Raw genomic sequence first — 24,625 nt, forward strand, 5'->3', positions numbered from 1 at the left:
TGGTGTGGTGGAACTCACTTGCCGAATCCGATCGTGCGGCTTGGCTGGCGCGGGCCGGCAGCGCTGTTCCAGCTGATGCCTGGGCCGCGTACAAGCGGCTCGGAAATGTTGAGCGTCAACCGCGGACTATAAAGTGACGGCGGTCCCTGCGGATCGAGATCACGAGATGACTGGTTCTGCCACGAGAGCAAGCCTTTGGGCTCGATGGGGCAGGTTCTTGGCTGACGAAGCCGACCATCGAGCAGCTCCCCTTGTGATCCGCTCATGTAGGCGCTCAAGCTGGTTCGATTGCGGGCTTGAAAACTGCCGAAAATTGCCATATTTTTTGCACAAGAAACGTGGCTGTATATATGGTGGGATCCCATGAGCCAGGCCCTCAAGACTTCCGTGCAGAATGAACCTCTCGTCTTGTCCTATATGGACCGGAGCGGGAAGATCGCGATCGAGCAGGTCGCGGATGGGTTTGGCATGTCCAAGGGCCAGTTGGCCCAGACCGCCGGTCTTGCTCGCGAGACCCTCTACCGGTCTGAGCGCAGCCGGACGGTAAAGACACAGGGACGTCTGCGTGAAATGCTCGAGATCATCAGCCGGGTGACGGACTGGGCGGGCGGCAAGGAACAGGCGATGGCCTGGTACCGAGCCCAGCCGCTTCCGGCATTCGGCGGGCGCACCGCCGAAGCGCTTGTGAAGGAGGGCAGGGCCGCTGCAGTTCGCGATTATCTCGATCATATCGCCCTGGGTGGCTTTGCTTGAGGTTTGCCGGAACCTGCTACAGGGCGCATGATCCACGTTGGGCATTCAAGCCGACTTCCGGTGATGGAGCGGCGATCCGGGGTGCACGCTTCAATCCCAAGGGTGTGCCGGCGCTCTATCTGGCGCTGACCGTCATGACAGCGGTCAAGGAAGCCAACCAGGGTTTCGCGCATCGGATCGACCCTTGCGTGCTGTGCTCCTACGAAGTCGATTGCGACGACGTTGCGGACCTGACGATAGAACCGGCGAGGGGAGAATTCTCCATCACGCTCGAGGACATGGCCTGCGCCTGGGCGACGGCTCTCAGCGATGGAAACCGCCCAGCGTCATGGTCCATCTATGACCGACTGCGGCCGCGAGGCATTGCCGGTATTCTGGTTCCGAGTTTTGCTCCCGGTGCCGAGACTGAGGATCGCAACCTGGTGCTTTGGGACTGGGGTCCGCGTCTTCCGCACAAGGTAACTGTATTCGACCCGAGCGGCCGGCTGCCAAGGGACCAGCTGTCCTGGCGATGAGAATTCGCGAAGGGCAGGGATGTCGCGCGACGCTTTCGGAGGCGATATCAGTCACCGACCTCGATCGAATTGTCATCGCACCACATCCGCAACGCTCTTTCTTCCGCATTCGCTTCGAAAGCGTACCACCGATCGAGTGCACCCCTTCGCTGCAACAGATCCTTGAATCTTGCGTACGCGCCTCTTTTGCTGAAGATTTCTTGAACGTCACCGACGTTGTCAGGCAGAAATTGGCGGGCGAAGTCCAGGACGAGCGGCTTGCCCAGGTCGAGTTCTTTCTTGTCAGGTATCTGGACGTATTTGTCGCTGTCGTCGATATCATCCGGCAATTCGTCCAAATCACCCGTGACCTCGGAATGCCAGTAGAGCGTGTCTGACTGCTTGCACAGAAAGGCCTGATTTTCTCCCCTGCCCCCAGAACTGACGAATCCGAAAGCTAACTCTATGTCTTTGAAACTGACGGGCATTGTCGTTCGGCGTCCCCTATAGATGCCAACGCATCAGAGGTCGGTACCACGAGCTGTCTCGAGCATGCCCCGCCGCGTGTAGCTCGGCGATGACGAAGCCGCTCGCGAGCGCGCCCTCAACAGCGCTAGCGAGCGAGCGGCGTAGCGGCGGTCATCGATTTTTTCCGGCTGGGTCGGGTTGCTCACACAAACCTTTTTCGAAGGACCCACCGACGACCAACGATATGATGAACCGGCGCACGCTCGTGGTGAAGACCACGAATGCGTATTATATCATTTTATTGCGCGCGATGACCGGCTTTGCCGCCGAGCGGCGGATAACGATGGAGGTCGGCGCCGCAACCGGCAGTCCGGGTTCCTAAACGATGAGTCTTGCCGCCCTTCCAAGCGTCCGCTCGGCGTCATTGTAATAATTCGAGGCTTGCTGGACGGAGCGGTGCTGTGACTGCTGCATGGCTTCAGGCAGCGGAATGCCGCGACGGGCGGTTTCGGTGAGATAGCCGGAGCGCAGGCCATGGGCGGAAAACGCCGCCCGGTCGAGCCCGCCTCGGCGACGCGGCGCTTCAGGATCAGATTGACGGCCTGCGGCGTCAGGGCGCGTTTTTCCACATTGCCCCAGCGGTCGATGCCGCGAAATACGGCGCCGTCGCTGATGCCGGCGCGCTCAAGCCAGTCTTTTAGGACCAGCACCGGTGTCGCTTTTACTTCCCGATTTCAATTGAAGCGCTAGACTAAGCTGAAAATCCTGCTCTCCCGACCGGGTATTGCGTGGCCGAAATCGGGGGGAGGGGAGGGGGCTTTTCTACAGTCCCGATGCCTTGGTGAGATTGACACGAAAGCGGTCGCGCCGCCGCTGATATTTGCGGGTCATCTCGGCGCTTGAGTGGCCGAGCTGCTTCTGCACATAGCGTTCGTCGACCTCGGCCGAGGAGGCGAGGCCGGCGCGCAGCGAATGGCCGGCAAACATCATTCCGCGTTCGCCTTCGGGCAGATCGCCGCGCACGCCCGCTGCCAGCGCGGTCCGCTTGACGAGCCGGGCGACCTCCTGGTCGTTGAGCCGGTTGGCGCCGACCGCCTTGCCCTGGCCGGTGACGCGCCGGAACAGGGGACCGTGCGCGATGCGCGCGAGCTTGAGCCAGGTCTGCAGCGCCACCACAGGGCAGGTTGTGTCGGACGAGCCTCGCCCGATTTCGACCTCGCGCCAGCCGGTCTTGCCGCGCAGGCGCAACAGCATGCCCTTGTCGAGGATTTCGATCCAGCCGGAAGAATCCTCGGTCTGGTCGCGGCCGCAATCCAGGCCGACAACCTCGGAACGGCGCAGGCCGCCGGCAAAGCCGAGCAGCAGCATGGCCCGGTCGCGCAGGCCGCGCAGGGTGCCTCGCTCGAGCGTTTCCAGCATGGCGATCAGATCCTCGGGCAACACCGCCTCCTTCTGCCGGGGCGGGGCGGCGTGCTTGTTGCGGATGCCGGCCATGACCGTGGCGATATGGCGATCCTTCCTGTCCAGCGGCTGGCCACGCTGCGCATAGTTCCACGTCAGCGAGGAGAGCCTGCGTTCGATCGTCGAGACGGAATTGGGTTTCTTGTCGCCGGTCGCCTTACCGGATGCGCAGGCGGTGATGTAGAGGCCGACAGTCTGCGGTTCCGGCGGGAATACCTCCAGACCTTGGCGGCGCGCCCAGGCGCAAAAATGCTTCCAGTCGGATGCGTAGGCACGTCGCGTGTTGCTGGAGCTCGCCGCCTCGACATAGTCGCGCGCACGATCGGCCAGCGCGTCGAGATGCGCCGGCAGGCGGGAATTGGCGACGGCCGGAAGAGGGGAGGGGGCTTCGGCCAGCGTCTCTTCAGGCGTTGCGCCCATCTCCATGACGACGTCGATGATGTCCGGCAGGTCGCCATCGGTCTCGGCCGACACCTGCGCGGTCGAAACATGATCCGCCGACCCTGCACTGTGGGACGGTCCGGAAGGTCGCTCGGCGTGATTTTTGGGCTTCTGCTCGATGAAAACGGTCATTCTTTATATAAATACGAAAACGACGGATAATGCAACATTATCGTTCGTTTTTCTCGTGCGACAGGTACAGCGCTTTCTGCCTATTTCCGTTGCCAAAAGCGCCGCCATGATTCATCCTGCTTGCGATGATTCTGCGTCCCAAACCCTCTTCGCACCACTACACCGCGCTCGCCGGTGCCCCTCCGACCGTGCCAATGGCAACGGTGCCGGTCTGGTTGCGCCGCGCTGTCCCGGATGCGCAAAGCCTTGCGGGAAAAGATGTCGAGGACATCGCGCTCGTCGCAGGCGCCGCCATCAGCATGCTCGATGCGGTCGTCCGCCGGCAAGAGCGGTGGGCCGGCGCCTGGCGGCAGCGCCTGGCCCTCGTCGCCGCAGCGGTGACGGCAAGGCAGGCCGGCCGCGTCGAGGATGAAAGCGCACTGCGCGATGCTGTGCTGCTCACACGCCCGGGCGATTTTTTGTCTGTCGGCCCGGCCGGATCGATGCTGCTTGCCTGGCGCCGGCTGGCCGGCACGCCTGCCGAGAAACTGCTGACAGAGGCGAGCACTGGCGCGGTGCTTGATGACCTCGGTATCCGCCGCGACCAGGACGCAGTCGGCGAACTAGCCGATGATCTCCGACAGCTTGTGGCCAACACCGGAACGGTCGAAACGCTGGTCGGGGCCTTCGCGGCCGCGGAGCGTTACGGCTTCGGGCGCGTCCTCGGAGCCTGGCTTGCCGATGCCTTGCTCGCGCAGCGGCTGGGCTGGACGCATGCAATCCCTTTGCTGGGCGGCGAGGCGGCCTTAGCTGTGGGTATGGGTCGGGCGCGTCGACCAGTGGGTGGAGCTCTGGCCGCAGGTGCCGAAACGGACTCCGATTGGGCCAAAAGCCTGCTGGCCGCGCAGGCGCGCGCTACACTGCGCGCCATTGATCTCTCCGTCGAGCTCGAGCGCCGCGCGGACCGGCTGCTTGCAGTTGCGCCGAAACTGCGGGCCAAGGCGGCGGGCATCGTCGTCGAAAGACTCCTGTCCGATGACGCGATCGTCGCATCCGCAAATATCGCAGGCATGAGTGACCGTGGGCTGCGCCGGTTGTTCGACCGGCTGGTCGAACTCGGCGCCGTGCGCGAATTGTCCGGCCGTGCCACGTTCCGCCTTTACGGGCTCTGAAGATGATAGCGGAGAGCGTACGTAGGAGAAGGGGAGGAGCAAAAGGAAGCGACGGCCAGCCAAATGACCATTTGTTTGATCGGGAACTCGATCATCTGCCGCCGGAAGCGCGTTGGCGTGAATGGATGCACCGGGTCGAGGCGACGATCTTCGCCTCCAGCGAGCCGGTCGGGCGCGAGACGCTGGCGCGGATCGTCGGGAAAAGCTGCAGCGTCGACCTTTTGATCGATGACATTCGCGAGGAGCTGCGCGGCCGGCCTTACGACCTGGTCGCCGTCGCCGGCGGCTGGAAACATTTGACCCGGCCGGCCTATGCCGACGCCATCCGAGCGGCCGTAGGCGGAAGTGAGCGCGCGGCAGACCTCACGCAGCCCGAAGTGTTGGTGCTGATGTGCATCGCCTACTTCCAACCGATCACGCGTGGAGAATTGTCGTCGTTTTTCGGCAAGGAGATCAGTCGCGATTTTATTGGTCATCTGCGCGGCGCCGGCTTCATCGCTTCCGGGCCGCGTAGCCCGACGCCGGGCGCGCCATACACCTACGTGACGACAAAAGAGTTCCTGCTGGAGTTCGGGCTCGATACGCTGCGCGACTTGCCGGATTTCGAGGCGCTCGAGGATGCCGGTTTGCTGTCGAAGGAGAAACTGCTGGCTGGAGATATTCCGACCGGGCTGAGCAGCGGGGAGGGCGAAGAGGAAGATGCAGGCGTTAATAGCGAGGGTATCGAGTTTGGTAGCTGAGGGGAGGGATGTTTGATAGGGCCTGGGCAACCGCCACTTGAGTTCATGCTCCGAATCTGGTGCTGCGATCAGCGAGAGCATTGAAGAAGATGCAAGCTATGACATCTTGGCAGACCGGGATTAACCGGCTTCAAGAACCCCGCATTGGGGACGATTCAGGAATGCTCTGACGTCTCCGTCCCCCCGAACAATTGCCGGCGGAGGCAGGCATGACCGCTTTGTGCCGCAAGGCGGTCGTTGAACGTCTCGGATGGTACTCCTGTTGAGTTGCCATCCATCATCTCGCGAGGGATCGCCCGAGCAATTCCTTGCGCGACTTTGCGGTCGAATCTTTTCCTGGCGGACAGAGTTAATTGCGGCGATACTCTCCAAAACTCCAGCAACATTAACTTTTCACCATTCCGCACCGCTTTCCCCGGATTTACAGGACGCGCGATTGGACTCTGCATTTCCCGCCACTCTATGTGGTTGCGTTGGGGTCGTTTGTAGTTAAATGATATTGAACGGGGGGGATTCGCTTGCGAGTTATACATTTACCTTGCGGCCCGTTTGCAAATGCAAGCGAACTCACGGCCTATAACGCCGTCAACCTAGAGCTTCGTCGTGCCGATGGGCAGGACACTGTCTTTGTCTTGACGAATCTCACGCATCCAAATCCGCGTGGCCAAGCAGACGAAATCGATATTGTGATCATTGGCCCGGGCGGTGTCGTGGTCGTCGAGGTCAAGCACTGGGACGCTACTGCCCTGCGACAGGGAGACATTTCGGATCCCGCGGCCGAACTAGTCGTGGCGAAGTCTAAGCGGATCGCCGGAAGGCTTCGTTCCGTCGACCCGCGTCTTGGGTTTGTCCCTCCGGCATTCCTCTTCACACGCGAACCCGGATCGCTTAAGCGCAATGGCCAGTCGCCGAGGCATCCATTCGGCGTTCTCGCTTATGGGTTGAAGGATGTTCCGGACCTTGTCGCCGGCCCGAAGTCGCCGGGGTCGGTCGATGGCAACAAGCTCGCGAATGCTTTGGCGGTTCGGTATAATCTCGCCGATGCCGCTCGGCTCAAGCGATTGGGTCGCTTCGATGAGCTCCGGCTCCTGACCGACGAACAGGATCGCTTTCAGCGCATTTTCACTGCGCGCGATCCGTGGTCCGGCGATCGTGTCCTTCTTCACACCTACGATTTGTCGGCCGCGCCGCCAGGCGAGGCTCCAGCACTGACCGCGCGCCGCGCCCGCTGCGAGTTCGATGTCATCCAGCGGTTTCAGAAATCGCCGCACCTTCCGAGCCTCGTTGATACCTGGCAGGCGCTACCAAACTACGCCGGCGAGATGTTCTTCTTCAGCGTCAGCGACAGCGCTGCGGTCCCGACATCGGTGTTGAAGGAAAACCGGGATTGGACCTTGCCCCAACGCCGGGACTTCGCCGAACGTTCGCTGATCGCCCTCGCGGAGTTTACGGAGTCAAGCGAGGGACCGCTCCTCCATCGGGCGCTCGAAGCAGAAAGCTTGCGTGTTCGGGCCGATAACAGCCCGTTGTTTGCGGGTTGGCGGTGGGCGCGGCTCACGTCTGCCCAGACGTTGAGCGAAGGCCAAATCGGCGACAATCTCGGTGCGTTCGCAGCGCCCGAAGTTCGATCAAATGGATTAGCTGCGGCGACGCCGTCATCCGACCTTTTCAGCCTGTGCGGCGTGTTGGTCGAGCTCTTCTCGGCGGATGAGGCGCCGGATATTCGCGAGATCCTTCTCCTGGGGTGCGATCCCGATCCGTCACGCCGCCCTCGCGCAAGAGACATTCTGGATCTCCTTCAGGAGCGAGATGCTGAACCCGTCGAACTGCCGCCCGTGAAGCCGGAAGCTATTTCGCCTGCAAGGTGGGACGAAGGGCATCGCTTCAAGTGGAAGGATTCGCACTACCGAGTGGTTTCCGTGCTCGGCCAGGGCGGTGTCGGCCGGACCTTCAAGCTTGAGCAGCTTGACGTTGAAGATGGGGAGCCGATCGGAACGTTCGTTGGCAAGGCGGTCTTCAATCCTGACCTTGGCCCCGCGTCGCTGGCGGCCTATCAAAGATTGCGCCCCTTGTCGTTGCGCAGAGGGCTCTCGAACATCCTTGAATGTTCGAGCAGTTGGAACGTGAACGAACTGATGAGCTTGCTCCGTTGGACGCAGGGGGCTCCACTCAGCACCTGGTCCGGCGACCTAGACTTCATCGCGCAGGTGGACGGAGCGGAATCCACTGAAGAGCTCGTCATCAGTTGGTTCGAGACGCTGTGCGAAGCGCTTGACGCTTTTCACGCCCAGGGTTGGGTGCACGGCGACGTTAGCTTATCCAACATTCTCGTTGATGAGGCGCAGGTCGTCCTCATCGACTATGATCTCGCGGGACCGATTGACAGTCAGCCGCGCAGCCAGGGTACCGTGCTCTACGCCTCGCCGGAGCGGCGCGACGGTGGGAGAAACCTGGCCCGAGACGACGTTTATAGCCTTGCAGCAACGCTGTTTCATGCGATCACCAATCGTCCGCCGGCACCAGCAAAAGCTGGGCTGGGTCTCGATTGGACGAACGAGCAGCGAGCTGCCTTTCCAGCGCTAGTTCCCCTTCTTGATCGGGCTACTGGCCCTGCGAATAGGCGGTTCGTGAACGCGGGCGCCGCGCTGCAGGAATTGCGCGCAAGCCGCTCCATCGGCCAGCATTCCGTACCCACAGCCGGTGCGGTTTCGGCTGCCCCCGAGCCGCTTGGTCCGAACGAGGTTCCGCGGGTGAAGGACATCCTCAGCACCTATCCGGGCTCTCGCTTCGGCAATACTGAGACCCGCGGCCTCGACTCCGAATTTGCGTTCGACACCTATGTGCCGACCGCGCTCGATACAGTGTTGCCGGCGGCTATCGCGGCCGGAGACGTGTCGCTCATAATTCTCTGCGGCAACGCTGGCGATGGGAAGACCGCCTTCCTGCAGCGACTTGTCCAAACTCTCGGTGGCGAACCGCCGCAGTCGAGCGAACGCGTATGGACGGGAGACCTCGCGGGTCGGACAGCGAAGATCAATCTTGACGGGGCTGCAAGCTGGAAGGGCCGATCGGCTGACAGCCTGCTTGACGAACTCTTCGGTCCTTTTCTCAACGGACCAACAAATGACCGCCGAGTCCATCTGGTCGCGGTCAATGATGGTCGGCTCATGGAGTGGATTGAGCACGTTGAATTGGAGCAGGGCGAAACGGCCCTGACCTCCGACCTGGCGGCGGCGCTCAGTCATCAGAGCGAGCAAACTTCTCCTCATATCCGACTCGTCGAGCTCAATAATCGCTCGCTCGTCGGCGGGCTGGACGTAGCCCGCGGTATTATAACGACCGAGTTTGTTGACGAGTTGGTCCGCCGTCTCGTCGGCGGAGACGCTGCCGCGACCATCTGGGCCCCTTGCCGAACCTGCACTGCTCAGGCGCGCTGTACGATGAAGAGCTCTGCCGACATGATGGGCGCAAGTAGCGATCCGAGCATCCTCGCTGAAGGCAACCGCTTGCGGGCGCGGCTGACCGACGCTTTGCAGACAGTCCACCAGCGCAACGAAATCCATATCACCGCGCGCGAACTCAAGGCCGCGATCAGCTACATTCTGTTCGGACTAAATGCCTGCGAAGACTTGCACAATAATCCTGACCTGGAGCCCCACGATCCCGCAGACCATGCGTTTAATCCCGAGTCGCCGGCCCGTCAGGGCGATTTGTTGAGAGAACTAGCGCGGCTCGATCCTGCGCTAGAGGGACACGCGCGGGTCGATCGCTATCTCGTCGGCCGCGGCGGTCCAGACCCCGCCCATGGTGCACGGCGGTTTCGAAATCTATTTGGCCGTCCCCTCCCGTTGCGGGGCGCGCGACGCCGAGCTTACTTCGGCTGGTCGGCGGGTCAAGTGCAGGCAGTCGGCGGCGATGAGGCTGCCCTGACACTGCGCGACGGCCGCCGCGCGGACGAGTTCCGGCATTTCCCGCTGCTTTCGGGCGAGGAGCAATCCTTGATCAAGCAGCGGTTGTGCAACGGTCTATCTAGGCTCGAGGCGCTACCGGATCTCGCTTACCGCGAACTAGACCGCGTCCCCATCAGGGTTGTGCCCCGCACGCCGACAGAAACCGCGTTCTGGATAAAGAAATCTCTCGAGCGCTTCTCGCTAGTCGCCGAGCATTTTCAGGCGACGGTCGGTATGGAGACGCTCCACCGCTATCTTACATTGCGCTATGCGCCCGATCACGTTGGGGCTGATGAACTGCGGATCCCACTCGAGCTCTACAGCCTCTTGATGGATCTCGCTGATGGTGTTCAAATTCTCGACGCCTTTTCTGATGACGTGTTTGCCAACCTAGGTGTTTTCACAAGCCGATTGGCTCAGGAGGACGAGCGAGCGCTCAACGCTTGGAACCCGGCGGACAACGAAAAAGTCCATCGCCTCGACATCGAGAGTCGCGACGGCCGCCAGACGATCCTCCTCAAAAACGAGAGCGCATAATGGCGAACGAAACCCGTCAGGTCGTTGAATCCGTTTTGGGTAGCCAGATGACCGCCCAGATTTGGACGAGCACCTATCCGCCAGTCTTTCCGTTCACGCCGCAAGACTTTTCGGTCGGGGCTATCCTGCCGATGATGCTGTATCTTTTCCGTTGGGGGAATCGCCGCGGCAAAGGGAAATTCGCTGAGGCTTACGGTGCGGGCGCTCCCCCGACTATCTCTACGACGGTTGCGAGGCTGGTCGAGGACCCAAGTATCGAAGGATTCGATTCCGCTACTGGTCGAGCAATCCTGGGTGACTTTCTGCTCACGTCGATCCTAGAAAATCGGCGGCATTCGGAGTCTCACGACGAGCAGGTTCAGCGCTGCTTTGCGAACCACTATTTTGCGTCATGGATCGACCTTCCGAGCAGCTCGGCGAATTTGCGCGGCGTTCCCGAAATGGTCACCGCACTGCTCAGCAACCAGCGGGACGGCGAAATAGTAGAGCCATTTGCGGAGCGCGGTCGATATCGGGTCGGAGCAAGAGTGCAGGACAACGATCTATTGGCGTCGCTCGCGCCGGGTACGGAGACGACGGGCCTCCTCAAGAGCGACCTTAGATCAGATGAGCTTGACGAAGCGGTACCACTTCCACTCGACCAGCTGGTAACGATCCGATTGGCGCAGGGATGCGGCGAGGCCCCGGCCAAGGCGATCGGGCGGAACAATCCGGGGCCAATCCCTAATCAACGCCCGATCGCAGCGCGTGCGGCCGAGATTTTCCGAGATGATCTCTTGGTCTTTCTCGACTGCTATGCGCGTGGCGCTGCGATGCCGCGTGCGGCGCTTCTACAGATGTTCGAGTCGGCGATCGCGATCGGGTTGACTACAATCCTGACGGCTACCGTGGAGATCATGAACCGCTGGGGCACAACTGGTGTGCTGCCGGAAGTGGCCGCTGCGCCGAAGTTCCCGCTGTTCGTAGATTGCTCAAGCGGATCCGATCTAGCCCTTCGCGCCACATCCGAGGAATCCGGCTTCCTGATGCGACAGGCGCTTAACCGGCTGCCGGCGGTGCTGATGCACGCGCGGCTCCTCGACCACTTTGTGCGCAGCGAGTCGGAGATTGACCGCAAATCGTGGCCGCCCACATCGCCAGACGGTACGGACTGGCTCAATCTGCTCGGTTCGGTTCTGAATGGCAGTCATGAGGAGGCACGGGACGCCCGGCGCCATTTTACGCGAACTGCGCGAAAGCTGCGCGACGCGGCCGAGTCGGCTGAGGATCTCGAGTTGCGCGCCTTGCTCGGCGAAGAGTCGGGTGAAGGTGATCCTGGCCGCGCGCTTGCGGAAGCGTTGAGCACTGCCTTTACGGGCTCCTCGAGTAAGGGAACCGAAAGGCTTAACACCTTCCTGACTTCGGCATTGATGATCGACGAGGTGAATGGACTGGCCAAGCGTCGCAAGGTCACCCTTCATCAGACCCGGAAGAAAGGACAGGGCCGTCGTGGTGACGCTTTGTCCTTCGTTCTAACCAACCCCGTCATCGAATATCTTGTGCATCGGCACGTTCGTCGGACCGGCAAGGGCCGCAAGGAGCAACCGCTGTCCTACCCCGATTTCCTGCGTGTTCTGCGAGAGCAATATGGACTCTACATCGATCGGGCGCCACCGAACCTGGCGGTGCCAAGCGATCTCCTCCAGCGCAATCGGCGGATGCTTGAGCGGCGCTTGCGAGACCTGGGGTTGTTGATCGGCGTCAACGACGCCGAGCGTATGAAAAAGCTCAAGGCTCGCTATCGCGCCCACCACGACATCGAACAGATGGAAGAACCCGCGTGACAGGACCTCGCCATGCCGCACTTCTGGCTCAGGCCGTTGTTAATCGGCTCGGGGCGCCAAGTTCTGGCGCGGTGGCTTTTCTGCGATGTTTGCCGTCGGAGCAAATTGATGCCCTGGCCGACAGCGAGGCTTTCGTAGTGCCGGGCTGGACGGTTAATGCCGTGGTCGACACGGCTGGCAGCAGACGCATTTCCGCTGATCAAGCCGTTGAACAGCGCGAGGACAAGGCCGATGCCGCATTGTTGCTGGTGGATCCGCTCCGCGCTGGGGCTGGCCTCGACGGCATTTACAGCGCTGGCCGTGAAATCGGCGAGGCTGAGCTATTCGGCGAGGCGCTGAAGCTGGCGCGCAGACCGTTCTTCGGTCGCATGGGAGTGCTGGATGAGGCTGTCTGGCGCGCGGAACGCCTCGGCCGCCGCCGCCGGCTGACGCCTTGGTCGAAATTCGACTTCTACGTTGCTGCCGCGGATGATCCGGGCGGTGCCCTCGCTCGGCTTGGTCTCTGGCCGGTTGCAAGCGACGACGACCCTTCGACGAGCGAACTCGATATGTCGGCCGAGCTCGCAGATCGCCTGCTCTATGTGAGCGATACGCGCGCGATAGCCGAGCGCGTTCGCGCGCTGCAATTGGAAGATGCGGGCGTACGAGGCCCCGAGTTGGAGCGGGCGCTGCGTTTCGTGTCGGGCATGAGTCCGGAGGAGGCTGCACGGCGCATCGAAGAGCAACCCAACCTCTGGCTTGGCACTCTAAAGCCCGGGTTCGCGAGTGAGGAGTTGCGCCGAATCTTCCTGGCTCCCTGGCGTGATGCTAAGGGCGGAATCTTGAAATGGTCCGGTTTGGCCAAAGCAGCGGGTGAGGACACGACCCCTCGTTTAATTCTTGACCGGACGGCGAGCGCTAAGGATCGGGCGCAACTGACGGTTCGTTGGTCCAGTGACCCCGAAAGTCTGGAGGCCGGAAGTGTCGACTATCGAGTGTCAGTGATTGCTGGCGAAGACATGCTTGCTGAGCGTGTAGTGCGCCACCGCGACCATAAGACTCAACAGGTCGCGATCACGGTTGATGACTTCGAGGATCTTGAGGGAACTGAGAAGTTCGATGCAGTTGTAGAAGTCGCGGTGATCGGATTGGAGAACGTGGCGCCCCTGCAGAGCGAGCCGTTCACCCTCGAATTCGGTGCGACAATCAAGCCACTGACCAGCGCGTCTGGCCAGGAGGTCCGCACGCTCGTTGAAGGCGCGATAAGCGTAAGTGATCGCGCGGCATTTGAGCAACTGGTTGCCGGGCCCGGCGCCGCGGAGCGCCCTGTCGAGGATCGAAAGGGCTTCCTCACTTGGAAGGGAGAAACAGCAACCAAGGGCGCGCGTGTGCACCGACCGGCACTGTTACGGGCCATGGAGATGGATTGGATTGCGCGCAGTGGCACCATCGGTCATTGGGTCCAGACTGTACGCGCTGACGGCTCTCCGATCGGTAAACTGGAGTTCGTCGAACTCGAACCGGCTGATCGAAGCGCGACGACGGAGCGTGCACGGGATGCTAGCCGCAAACTCGCGGGAGAGCTTGGGAGTGCAGGGCTGCTTGGTCGTATTGTTACCGTCGGCTGGTCGGTTGCGGACAACTACGTCAACGCCTGGGAGAAGGCTCTGGATGGGGGAACGCCTCATCTGGCACGACACGGTACGATAGAGGTTCGAACGCAATCAGGACGGCTAATCGGCCTACTCGTTACGCCGCTCCACCCCGTCCGCTTTGCCTGGCATGCCCACTACGATCAAGTTGTGGCGCATGCTCGCTACGAACAGGGACTGTCGCCGAGCCATATCCAGAAGACGGTTGTGCCGATCGACTCGGCATTCTTTCCCTTTGCCTTGCCTGGGACAGGGCAGACGCGCGGTTTCGTGTTTGCCGACGTGATCGGATTCCACACTATTGCCATGACGGTGGACGGCGAGCGCGAACCCAAGGCGGCGACCGCCTTGCTCGCGGCTTGCCTCGGCGCCGGCACGGTGTCTGCGCCATCGATCGGTGAGGCGAGCGCTGCGGCAATCGCGCGCGAGCTAGGCCACTATCTCGATTGCTATGGTGGCGCGAGTGGTGAGCGTCCTGATCTCCTGGCGATTCAGGCGTGGCGGGCCGGCGACGGCATGACCGTCGCCAGGGCTCTGGGGCGAGCGCTCGCGGCGCGTGGATTGAACGAGGACGATGAGGCTGAATCACCATTGTGCTTCACCCTCGATCTGTTCCATGCCCCGGGCTCCTCCAGCGCCGGGCAGTTCCTATCGACAGTCGGCCAACGGCGGCGCGCAGGTGGTCAGGTTCTAGATCCGCGAGATAGGTGGCTGGCCGAGACTGCGACGCGACCGGGCGAGGTCTTGGTGCCGCGCCTGCGCTGGGCTAAGCGGGAGGAGCCGGCGATCGAAGACCCAGCCTGGGGCAATATGCGGGCGGCGCATGTTAGCCTGGCCTTCGATTTGTTCGAGACGAGACTGGATACGGTTGCCACCGCGACGATTTCAGATGCTCGACCGTTTCACGGCTGGGGGCTGCTGCGAACGTTGGAGCGACGCGCCGTGCCCGACGAAGAGTTGGCGTGGATGACGTTCGCCGCGCCCGAACTGAGCGGCGAGCCGAGCCCCGACAATCGGAATGCTGCCGACCGCCTGCGGCGCGTCGATCGCGCGACAGCACGCGCTACCGCGCGAGCGTTGGGCGGATCCAGCGATCATTGGCCCGTTCTCAAGACACGCTTGTCGGCGGAGGATCGCATGAGGGTCGAGCGGTTGCACGAACATAGCGACTGGGTGGTAACGCTCGATCGCAACGCCGCGCTCGACTATTTCGATTCTCCGCAAGCAAGTCCTGAAGCCTACGAACGTTTCGTTATTGATACTGTTCCTGAGCGGTCTGATCTGACAGCGATCCAACTCGTCACCTCGACCACAAATCTGGACGCCGTTCGCGACCTTGTGGATGAGGCGCTCGGTGATATGGGGTTGAGCAGCAGCGAGAGGAATAGCAGGTTCCTTGTCAGCCAGCTGAAGGCGCTGAGCGGCAGGCTCGCCATACGGCTAGCCGACGGCGGTACCAGGACCGGCGAACTGATCGCATTGGCGCTCATGTACGCGCATTGTGTAGCGAGCGGCGAACAGCGAGGGTCTTGGCTCAATGTCGAGCAGGGGGTCCTCATCCCGGTCGACGAGATCGCCGATCACGCACCGATCGTCCATATGGCGACGGAGGTCGGGGAGAGCGCCCGCCGCGCGGACTTCATCCATGTGAGCGCGCCGAGCCGGGGCCCACTGGAGTTCCGCTTCGTCGAAGTAAAGCATCGGCAGCATCTGCGTACAGCGCGTCAACCCGATATGCTCGCTCACATGGTCCTTCAGACCAGTGAACTGCGCGATCGCTGGATGGATTGGTTCTTCGGCGACTCGTTGGCGCCGCTCGATCGCGTCGTACGGCGCGCTCAGCTGGCCAAATTGATGCGCTTCTACGTTGACCGAGCGAGCCGGCACCGCCTGTCGCAAAAGGGCTATGTGCGGCTCAGAAATGAAATCGATCAGTTGGTACTAAAGGAGGACTATCTGCCCGGGACTGTCTCTGATCCAGACGTCGGCTATGTCTTCTGTCCTGAACATCGCACGGGTCAAGTTGAACGCATATATTCCGAGCGCAGCGAAACCGCACTGTGGCTGTTTGGACCGACGATGCTGCCGGAGGAGACGGGACATTCCGCTGAGCGCATGATGCTACCGCCGGAGCCGAGTGTCGGCGATCCGGCGCCGACCGTACACGATGAGATATCCGTGGAATTTCCCTCGTCGCTGAATGCCTCAGCCGCTGACGTTGTGGAGACAGGCGTGTCGGAGGACTCGACCCTAGGAGGCGACACGCCCGATGACTTGCGGACACGCACTGGGGTTTCGGACTCCATTTCGCTTCCTGACGCGGAGACGCCCGCGGTCCCGAGTGTGGCAACAAGCGTTGGAAGCCGTTCCGACCTCAAAAGCGCCTCGCGGTCGGAGACTGAATCGTTCGATACGCCGACGTCGTCATCTTACGGAGATCCCGTCGAAATATTGCTTGGCGAGACGCTGACCCACGTTCCAGTAGATTGGTCAGTTTCGATCCGCACCAATCCTCATTTGATGATGGTGGGGTTGCCTGGCATGGGGAAAACGACGGCCCTTATCAACATCATTAAGCAATTGGAGTCAGCTGGCATCGCGCCCGTCATATTCTCTTACCATGACGATATCGACGAGAAGCTCATCCACACGCTCGGCCCTTTGCGCACGATCGACTTCGATGGTTTGGGCTTCAATCCGTTGCGCGTCGATGCGACCGGACCTACGGCATATATCGACGTGGCTGGAACGCTACGCGATATCTTCGCGTCAATCTTTCCAGATCTTGGCGAAATCCAGCTCGAAGAACTGCGTGGCGCGATCAAGCAGAGCTATGACGATCTCGGCTGGAGCAATCGAGACGGCGATCGTCCTGGCCCGCCCCGGTTCAAGACATTCGTCGACATTTTGCAATCGCGCCCGAAGCCGAACCAAAATCTTCTTGCCCGGCTCCAAGAGCTGACCGACTACGGCTTTTTTGATGGGGACGACGGTGCGGCCGGCATCCTCTTGGATCACAGACCGACGCTGGTTAGAGTGCATTTGAGCACAAACGACATCGTTCAGCGTGCCTTCTCAGCTTTCGTGCTCTACAGCATTTACAAAGATATGTTCCGCCGCGGAGTACAGGATAGCCTCACCCACGCGATCATTTTCGACGAAGCGCATCGTGCTGCGAAGCTTAAACTTATTCCGCGTTTTGCAAAAGAATGCCGAAAATATGGCCTAGCGCTCGCACTTGCATCTCAGGGGGTCCGAGATTTTGACGGTGCGATTTTTGAAGCCGTCGCGAGTTATCTCGTGCTCCGGGTCACCGAAGCGGATGCACGGACCCTCGCGCGCAATACGGGCGCCACGGCCGAGCAGCAGCGCACAACGGACCGGCTGAAGGCGCTTGAGCCCTATCACGCGATGTTCTTCACCCCGTCAAGCGCTAAGCCAAAGATCTTAAGATTGACCGCGTCCTGACGCGTATGATTTTTCAGTAACGGCACTTGGTGCCATTTGGGTATGAATCGAATGTTGCAGGTGAATCGAATTGGCCGAATCCAGTCGTGAACTCCTAGACGCATATTTGACGCGGATGCGTCAGATTCGTGCTACCGGCGCGGCGACCAACGAGACATCCTACTATAGCGCGCTGGAGAATCTGCTAAATGGGGTCGGGCGTCAGCTGCGCCCACGCGTGATAGCCAACGGTCAAATCCGCAACCAAGGCGCTGGTCATCCGGATTTTGGGCTTTACAGCCAAGCGCAGTGTCGAGGCGGCGAGCCGGCGCCTGGCACCGGCGCGACGCCTGAGCGTGGCGTGGTCGAGGTGAAAGGGCTGGCCGAAGAGACATGGTTCACTGCCGATACGCTGCAGGTATCGCAATATTGGCAACACTATGGGCTTGTTTTGGTCTCTAACTACCGCACCTTCCTCCTAATAGGTCGAAATGCGCAGGGTCAGCCAATACGTCTCGAATCATTCAGCCTTGCCGCCAGCGAAACCGCGTTTTGGGATCTACAGAACGCGTCCGCCGATAATACGCTCGGCCAGTTCGCTGAGGCGCTCCATGATTACCTTCGCCGCGCTCTCAGCTACCTTGCACCGCTCACGCGGGCATCGGATTTAGCTTGGCTGCTCGCCTCCTACGCTCGCGACGCACTCCGAAGGATCGAGGCAAGCGCCGACCTGCCAGCGTTGCAGACGGTTCGCTCCGGTCTCGAGCAGGCGCTGGGTCTGCGGTTCGATCATGTCAAGGGCGAGCATTTCTTCCGGTCAACGTTAGTCCAAACACTCTTCTACGGCATCTTCAGCGCATGGGTGCAATGGGCTCGAGACCTTCCACCACAGTCTACTGCACGCTTCGACTGGCACGCCGCCGGATGGACAATGCACGTGCCGATGGTCCGCACCTTGTTCGAACAGGTCGCGACGCCGAGCCGGTTGGGTCCGCTTGGATTGGTCGAGATCCTCGACTGGACCGGAGACGCACTCCACCGGGTCGACCGAATACTATTTTTTGAGGCCTTCGATGAGGGTCGCGCGGTTCAATACTTCTATGAGCCCTTTCTCGCGCATTTTGATCCTTCGTTGCGCAAGCAGTTGGGTGTTTGGTACACGCCGCCTGAAATCGTGACTTATATGGTAGAGCGTGTGGACCTTGCGCTACGCGAGGAACTTGGGATTGAGGCCGGCCTGGCGAGCCCCAACGTTCATGTGCTGGATCCTTGCTGCGGAACGGGTTCGTTCCTCGTCGAAGTGTTGCGTGTCATCGAGCGACGTCTGCGCGAGCAGGGCGAAGACGCCCTTGTCGCGCACGACCTCAACACCGCCGCACGTGAGCGTCTTTTTGGCTTCGAGCTTATGCCCGCGCCGTTTGTGGTCGCGCATTGGCAGATTGGCATGATGCTGGCGCACGCGGGCGCTCCGCTGACCGCCGAGCAACGAGCTGCGGTTTACCTCACCAACGCACTTACCGGCTGGAATGAACCGATTGGTCCTGTCGAACAATTGCTCCTTCCAGAGCTTCAGCCCGAACGCGATGCCGCGGAACGCGTGAAGCGCATAGATCCGATCCTCGTTATAATCGGCAACCCGCCCTACAATGCTTTTGCCGGCGTCAGCCCAGACGAAGAGGAGGGCTTGGTTGAGCCCTTCAAGCAGGGGCTTCGGTCTGACTGGAATATCCGAAAGTACAATCTCGACGAGCTCTATACGCGCTTCCTACGCGTCGCCGAGCGCCGGATCACCGAACGATCGGGCCGAGGTATCATCTGTTTTGTGTCGAGCTATTCTTACTTGAGCGATCCATCGTTCGTGGTCGTTCGCCGCCGGCTCCTTGAGGGCTTCCAAAGCATTTTTATCGACAGCCTCAACGGCGACAGCCGAGAGACTGGCAAGCGCACCCCTGAGGGCGGACCAGATCCATCCGTTTTCTCCACGCCCTTCAATCGCGAAGGCATCAAGCTTGGAACCGCCGTCGGGATGTTTGTGCGCGAGGGACCGACCGGTGGCTTAGCCGAAGTCAGGTACCGCCAGTTCTGGGGCACCCGAAAGCGCGAAGAGCTGGTCGAGGCGCTGGATGGCGGATCGCTTGAGCACGGGTTCGAGGTGACCAATCCTACACCCGCAAACCGCTTCAATTTCCGACCGCTCGGGCCCGCATCGAACTACGATAGCTGGCCCGATCTAATCGCGCTCGCCGAGGCAGAGCCATTTAGCGGGCTAGCCGAAATGCGCCGCGGAAGTCTTATAGATACCGATCGCGACCGTCTCGCCGATCGTATGCGACGCTATATGGATTCTTCGCTCACCTTCGAAACTGTGAAGGCAGAGGGGATCGGCCCGGTAGAGGATGCCGGCGCTTTTGAGCCGGAGCGCGCCCGCCAGCGATTGCTCGCCAGGGAAAGCTTTGACGCTAACCGTATCGTTCGGTTCGCGTCACTGCCCCTCGACACACGCTTTGCCTACTACACGACGGTCGCGCCAATCTGGAATCGATCCCGGCCGGAGTTCTTCGCTGCAGCCCGGAATGGAAACCGATTTCTGGTTAGTCGGATGATGGCCGAACGGCCACACGAGGGAATGCCGGCTCTGCCAGTGACTGCGCTACCAGATTATCACCTCCTTCGTCCGAACATCCGCGCGTTTCCATTTCGCATCCTCGAGTCCGCAGCGCCGCAAGCTGATCTTCTCGCTACGCCGACACGGCGAGCGAACCTCTCGGCGACTGCCCGCACATGGCTTGCGACGATCACGGACAATGACCCCGATGCGGACGCCGATCTCGGTGATGCTCCGTGGTACCATGCACTCGCTGTCATGGCGGCTCCAGGCTGGCTTCAAGAAAATCAATCCGCCATACTCGGGGGCTGGCCTCGGGTGCCGCTCCCGAGCGATCTGATTCACCTCGAGGCGTCTGCTGCACTAGGACGCCGGGCTGCAGCGTTGCTCGATACCGAGCAGGTCGTCCCTGGAGTGAACGTCACGCCCTACGATGCGCCTTTCGGAATGCTTGGTCGGCTCGTCCGCGAGGGTGGCGGCGCACTCGCACCTTCCGATCTCGAGGTCACGAGCTGGGGCAGAGGCGGCAACGGTGCGCCGGTGATGCCGGGCAATGGGAATATTCGTGAGCGAGACAGCTATGACGTGGAGGAGCGAGCGGCGCTGGAGGAGGCAGCCCTTCGGCTAGAAGAAGATGTTGTCGCCTTGGAGACGCGGCTCGGTCTGCCCGTAGATGTCAGACTTAATAGTTTAGCTTATCTGAAGGGTGTTCCATCTAGCGTCTACCAACTGACGATCGGCGGATATCAGGTGCTCAAGAAATGGCTTTCTTATCGTGACCGTGAGGTTATCGGCAGGCCGATCACGGTGGCCGAGGCGCGCGAAGCCGTCGCCATTGTTCGGCGGCTGACCGCATATGTTCTCATGCAGCCTGCGCTCGACGTGAGTTATGAGGCTATCAAGGCAACCGCGTGTATGTGGGACACGGAAACGCTGTCGGTTGGACCTGCTACCGCCTCCTGAGGGACCACCTCGACCGATATCACACGGGCTGCTGCAGCGCAGCGGCTGCCGTTCGCGAATTGTTCTTGCCTCGCCAGGCGAAACGAGGCATCTTGTTGTTCGCAACAAGATCGTGAGTCGATTCGTGACAGTTCTATACACACCCGGTCAGTTGCGGAGCGCGATATCGATCGCTCCGGAAACCTATCGCCACTGGAAGAAGGCGCTCGGTCCGCTGCGTCGGGGGCGTGGCCACAGTCCTTGTTTTAGTTCAGGTGACCTGGTCGCCGTCGCGGTGATCCGCTCGCTCGCGGTTGACATGGCTGTTCGCGTCGGTGCTTTGGCGCCCATCGCCGAACCGCTGTTCGAGCTGTGTAACCAGTCGCCGTGGCCCGTACTTGAGCGCACCAAACTGATCGTTGATCTGCCCGAAGGGCAATTGCAGCTTCGGCCGGAGCTGGCCGATTTCATGAGCGACCGGCCAACGATCACAATCCCACTGCGGTCCGTCGTGTCTGGGCTCCGCGAGCAGCTCCTCGCTGCAAGCGACGTCGAGGATCAGGCGTCGCTCCGCTTCCCCCCCATTCCAGTCAGCATTGTGGCCGCGGCAGGGGGAGTCCGGTCGTGAACGCGGTCGAGAGCATCGCGCAAGCGGCCCGCGACGTCGGCTATCGCGCGGAGGCGGTCGTGCCTGACTATGCCTTCGCGGATGTGCTGAGTGACGCCAATACGACGCGGACTGTCCCTCTTGCCGCTTTTACCCGTACGCCGCCCTCTTACCGGTCCGCCGCACTCGCTGTCGTGAATGGCGGAGGCCGCCGCGCTGTCGATCTGGTGAACGAGCATCGCGCCTTGGGTGCACCTCTCCTGTTTGTTATCGAGCAAGACGAGGTGACGGTCTGGCAGGTGCGAAGCGACGCACCACCGCGTGCGATCGAAAAGGTCAGGCTCGCCGATATAGCCGAGCTATTCGCACGCAATCAGGCGAACTGGCATCCCGATGCTATTCACCGCGCGAAATCGATCGGTGCGTCAGGGACAGCCTATCAGCTCGATTTTGTTGACCTGGGCCTTCTGCCAGCAATCGAAGGCGAGATTCACGTTAAGCTGGATCGCTTGCTAGTCGAGACCCTCGACTTGGCCCGTAAGGTGCCCGGCGGAGACCGGCTTAATGTACGGACGCTGTTCCGCGTCGTCTTTCGTCTGCTGGCTGCCAAGGTTCTGCAGGACCGCCGCCATCCCTACGCGGATGGCTGGGACGCGGACGATCTGGGGTCCGTGCTTGCTGGCATCGAAAGCTATTATGCGCTCGGAACGATTGAGGCTACGCCGAACGCCGCACTGCCAGGCATCTTTGATGCGGCATGGCGGCATCTGAGGGCCGGCATAAGCTTTTCCAACATTTCGTCCGACGACCTCGCCTTCGTCTACGAAAATACCCTTGTAACGCCCGAGACTCGCAAGCTGTTTGGTACGCACAGCACGCCTCGGCAGGTCGCGGAATACGTCGTCCAGCGCCTTGAACTGCACCGGCACCGCCCAGAAGATATCAGAATTTATGAGCCCTTTGCCGGAGCCGGTGTTTTTCTCGTGTCGGCACTCCGCCATCTACGCGACCTTCTGCCGGTCGAATGGACTGATCAGCAACGGCACGATTTTCTCATCAACCACATTTCTGGCGACGAGGTCGATCCCTTCGCATGTGAGGTGGCTACCTTATCGCTCATTCTCGCGGACTATCCGAACCACAACGGCTGGCATGTTAGAGAAGGCGACCTGTTTACCGATGATGTTTTGGCGAAGCGTCTGCAGGCCAACAACATCATTGTCTGCAACCCACCGTTTGAATCCTTTAGCAAGGCTGATCGCGCAAGATATCCAGTTGCGAGCAAGACCTATTCTAAGGCAATTGCGGCACTAAGTGCTGCGTTGGATTCCAAGCCGCTTGCCCTGGGATTTGTTCTTCCTCGATCCTTTATTGTTGATCAGCAGTTTGCCGAACAGCGCAAAAGGTTAGAAGCGCTGTACGGATTGGTCGAGATCTTGAAAATGCCCGATGGCATTTTCGGCGCATCCGACGTGGAATCCTCCGCCGTAATTGCCCGCGATTTGCGCGAGGCGGACGATGACAAGGTTACGATACGTTCGACCGAAGTGGCCGAGTATGATCGCGGCCTTTTTCTGAAAACCGGTCACATCACAGTTCAACGCGAAGCGGAGCGGACAGTGGATGCCGCGCCAAGCGGACAGCTATGGCTTCCGCCACTTGGCGACATCTGGGATTATTTACGCAGCTACCCGAAGTTCGGAGCGCTTCTGGAGACACGCCGAGGTCTAGAATGGCATTATAGCCAGGCGAAAGCGACGAGTCCTGAGCCTTTAACAGGATACAAGGCTGGCTATGGAAATGCGCGCCACCTGCGCCAGTATCTGCCGCCACAGAAGCTCTGGCTAGACTTCCGTCGTGAAAATCTTCGGTGCGGGGCGACACATGACTGGTCTACGCCTAAGCTTATCGCCAGCGCGACTCGATTAAGTCGAGGGGCTTGGTGCATAGGGGGATTCGCCGATTTAGAGGGGTTGCTATGCTCGCAGCAATTCTTCGCCATGCGCCCAAGGAATCCAGTTTCATCAACCGACTTGTTCGCTTTGAGCGCCGTCCTGAATGGAGCCGTGGCAAACGCTTTCTTGGCAATCAACTCGCCCAAAGATCGCTTTCGCACTGCAGTGGTCGACGACATTCCTATTCCGGTCCAGTTGCCCGAGAAAATCGGCGAACTCGTTGCGACCTATAAGACGATGCTACAAAACTGGGAGCTGCTCGCCGACAGAGATGCCAAACTCGCACAGCTCCTGACGGAAATCGATGCGGCCGTACTGAAAGCTTATGACTTGCCGCTTCGGCTCGAGCGTCAGCTCCTGACATTTTTCAAAGACGCGGAACGCCCTCTTGCACATGGTTGGCAGCATTGGGATTTGTCCCATCCGATGTTAGCACTGAGCCTCGCGGAACGGGTTTCTGGGCGGTTCAAAGCTAGCGGCGATTGGGTTCAGTCGGTATTCCAACCGCTGCCCCACGAAGAAGCGATTTTCCTTCGCGACTATGTGGCGTAGTTCCGATGGACGCGTACCTGTTCGATACGACGGTGCTGTCGATCTACCTTGATCCTACGCATCCCCACCACGCGGAGAAAGGCCAGTCTCTCGCAGCGTTACCAGTTGAAAGCCCCCGGTTCATTTCTGCGATCGCGCTAGCTGAGTTGGGTTTCGGGACGAAGCTAGCTGCCGTGATCGGCAAGGGCAACCTGTCCGCCCTTGAGGCGATGATCGTCCAGGCACGTTCTTATGCGATTCTCGATATCACCCATCATACTGCCGCCGTCTACGCGGAGGTGAAGGCGCGTATTGCGCAGAAATATCTGGCCAAGATGCTTCGTAAGGATCGCCCTAAGTATATCGAGGAATGGGTAGACAAGGCGACCGGACAGAAACTGGGCATTGATGAGAATGACCTTTGGATGTGCGCCCAAGCTAAAGAACGCGATCTCGTCTTGGTCACGGCCGACGGCCGCATGAAACGTATACCGGACGCCGACCATGATGTCCGGCTCCTAACAATATGAGACAGTAACGTGGGATATGCGATGCTTAAAGGTAATGCGCTTTCCAGAGACCATCGCAAAGTAGGCAGCGTAACCTCTCTGCAAGGGCGTCGGAACAAGAACAGTGCGGAATCGTACGCAAAGGGTCGAACCGAGCAGGAACCTTATGCGGCACGCCGTAGCCCTGCCGGGAGGCGAAGCGACCTGAAGCCTTCCGAGAGATGTTGCTCGCTGTCCCAGGTGTAGATGCCGGTCAGGTTGGTGTGCTCCCAACTAGAGGCGAGATATGCTTCACCAGCGTATCTGGGATATTCCTTCCCTCTCGTTTGAGCTCTGTGACCGCGCGCTTGCAAATGTGAGTGCCAAGATCTTCTATCTAGGATTGCAGCCGGTAACTGATCCTATCCCGGTCCGTGGAGCTGAGTCCCGCCCTCCTACCGATTTGACC

Annotated in this window: 14 protein-coding genes and 2 pseudogenes; 12 read left to right on the plus strand and 4 right to left on the minus strand. The window is 60.5% G+C overall.

Features of this window, described 5'->3' with window-relative positions; genetic code table 11:
- Positions 1–363: 363 nt before the first annotated feature.
- Both NKJ84_RS28615 and NKJ84_RS28620 read left to right on the plus strand, forming a co-directional pair.
- A complete protein-coding gene (locus NKJ84_RS28615) occupies positions 364–753 on the plus strand; it encodes an antitoxin Xre/MbcA/ParS toxin-binding domain-containing protein (protein WP_352509210.1) in 390 nt (129 codons plus the stop codon).
- Complete coding sequence (locus NKJ84_RS28620; RefSeq protein ID WP_352509211.1) at positions 750–1,268, plus strand: RES family NAD+ phosphorylase; 519 nt, start codon at positions 750–752, stop codon at positions 1,266–1,268. The genes NKJ84_RS28615 and NKJ84_RS28620 overlap by 4 nt, the downstream gene beginning before the upstream one ends.
- Before the next feature lie 47 nt (positions 1,269–1,315).
- Here NKJ84_RS28620 and NKJ84_RS28625 read toward each other — a convergent pair whose 3' ends face one another.
- Positions 1,316–1,735, minus strand: coding sequence for a hypothetical protein (locus NKJ84_RS28625; protein ID WP_352509212.1), 420 nt, complete (start codon positions 1,733–1,735; stop codon positions 1,316–1,318).
- 224 nt (positions 1,736–1,959) lie between these two features.
- Between NKJ84_RS28625 and NKJ84_RS28630 the strand changes: the two genes are divergently transcribed.
- Entirely contained in the window at positions 1,960–2,097 is a 138-nt protein-coding gene (locus NKJ84_RS28630; RefSeq protein WP_352509213.1) for a hypothetical protein, read from the plus strand.
- Here the strand turns inward: NKJ84_RS28630 and NKJ84_RS28635 are convergent.
- Positions 2,094–2,428: pseudogene (locus tag NKJ84_RS28635) on the minus strand (tyrosine-type recombinase/integrase); the annotation flags it as partial. The gene NKJ84_RS28630 and the pseudogene NKJ84_RS28635 overlap by 4 nt on opposite strands.
- Positions 2,429–2,537: 109 nt before the next feature.
- A complete protein-coding gene (locus NKJ84_RS28640) occupies positions 2,538–3,749 on the minus strand; it encodes a site-specific integrase (protein ID WP_352509214.1) in 1,212 nt (403 codons plus the stop codon).
- Between the two features lie 194 nt (positions 3,750–3,943).
- Between NKJ84_RS28640 and NKJ84_RS28645 the strand changes: the two genes are divergently transcribed.
- From NKJ84_RS28645 to NKJ84_RS28685, 9 genes are all read left to right on the plus strand, one after another.
- The gene (locus tag NKJ84_RS28645; RefSeq protein WP_352509215.1) at positions 3,944–4,900 is read left to right on the plus strand and encodes a DUF1403 family protein; all 957 of its coding nucleotides are present in this window, start codon (positions 3,944–3,946) and stop codon (positions 4,898–4,900) included.
- Between the two features lie 5 nt (positions 4,901–4,905).
- Complete coding sequence (gene scpB, locus NKJ84_RS28650; protein ID WP_352509230.1) at positions 4,906–5,640, plus strand: SMC-Scp complex subunit ScpB; 735 nt, start codon at positions 4,906–4,908, stop codon at positions 5,638–5,640.
- A 518-nt stretch (positions 5,641–6,158) separates the two neighbouring features.
- Positions 6,159–10,127 carry a protein kinase domain-containing protein gene (locus NKJ84_RS28655; protein WP_352509216.1) on the plus strand — a complete coding sequence of 1,323 codons (3,969 nt, stop codon included), beginning with the start codon at positions 6,159–6,161 and terminating at the stop codon, positions 10,125–10,127.
- Positions 10,127–11,950 (plus strand): methylation-associated defense system protein MAD7 family protein, encoded by a 1,824-nt coding sequence (locus NKJ84_RS28660; protein WP_352509217.1) that lies wholly within the window; start codon positions 10,127–10,129, stop codon positions 11,948–11,950. Before NKJ84_RS28655 ends, NKJ84_RS28660 begins: the two co-directional genes overlap by 1 nt.
- Positions 11,947–17,049, plus strand: coding sequence for an ATP-binding protein (locus tag NKJ84_RS28665; protein ID WP_352509218.1), 5,103 nt, complete (start codon positions 11,947–11,949; stop codon positions 17,047–17,049). The genes NKJ84_RS28660 and NKJ84_RS28665 overlap by 4 nt, the downstream gene beginning before the upstream one ends.
- Before the next feature lie 70 nt (positions 17,050–17,119).
- Positions 17,120–20,596 carry a type ISP restriction/modification enzyme gene (locus NKJ84_RS28670; RefSeq protein WP_352509219.1) on the plus strand — a complete coding sequence of 1,159 codons (3,477 nt, stop codon included), beginning with the start codon at positions 17,120–17,122 and terminating at the stop codon, positions 20,594–20,596.
- 124 nt (positions 20,597–20,720) lie between these two features.
- A complete protein-coding gene (locus NKJ84_RS28675) occupies positions 20,721–21,203 on the plus strand; it encodes a hypothetical protein (RefSeq protein WP_352509221.1) in 483 nt (160 codons plus the stop codon).
- Complete coding sequence (locus NKJ84_RS28680; protein ID WP_352509223.1) at positions 21,200–23,689, plus strand: HsdM family class I SAM-dependent methyltransferase; 2,490 nt, start codon at positions 21,200–21,202, stop codon at positions 23,687–23,689. Before NKJ84_RS28675 ends, NKJ84_RS28680 begins: the two co-directional genes overlap by 4 nt.
- A 5-nt stretch (positions 23,690–23,694) precedes the next feature.
- Positions 23,695–24,198, plus strand: coding sequence for a PIN domain-containing protein (locus NKJ84_RS28685; protein ID WP_352509225.1), 504 nt, complete (start codon positions 23,695–23,697; stop codon positions 24,196–24,198).
- A gap of 143 nt (positions 24,199–24,341) precedes the next feature.
- On the opposite strand, the pseudogene NKJ84_RS28690 reads toward NKJ84_RS28685, so the two are convergent.
- Positions 24,342–24,523, minus strand: a pseudogene (locus tag NKJ84_RS28690) (Tn3 family transposase); the annotation flags it as partial.
- Between the last annotated feature and the right edge of the window lie 102 nt (positions 24,524–24,625).

Source organism: Mesorhizobium sp. M0048 (assembly GCF_040323405.1).
Classification (GTDB): domain Bacteria; phylum Pseudomonadota; class Alphaproteobacteria; order Rhizobiales; family Rhizobiaceae; genus Mesorhizobium.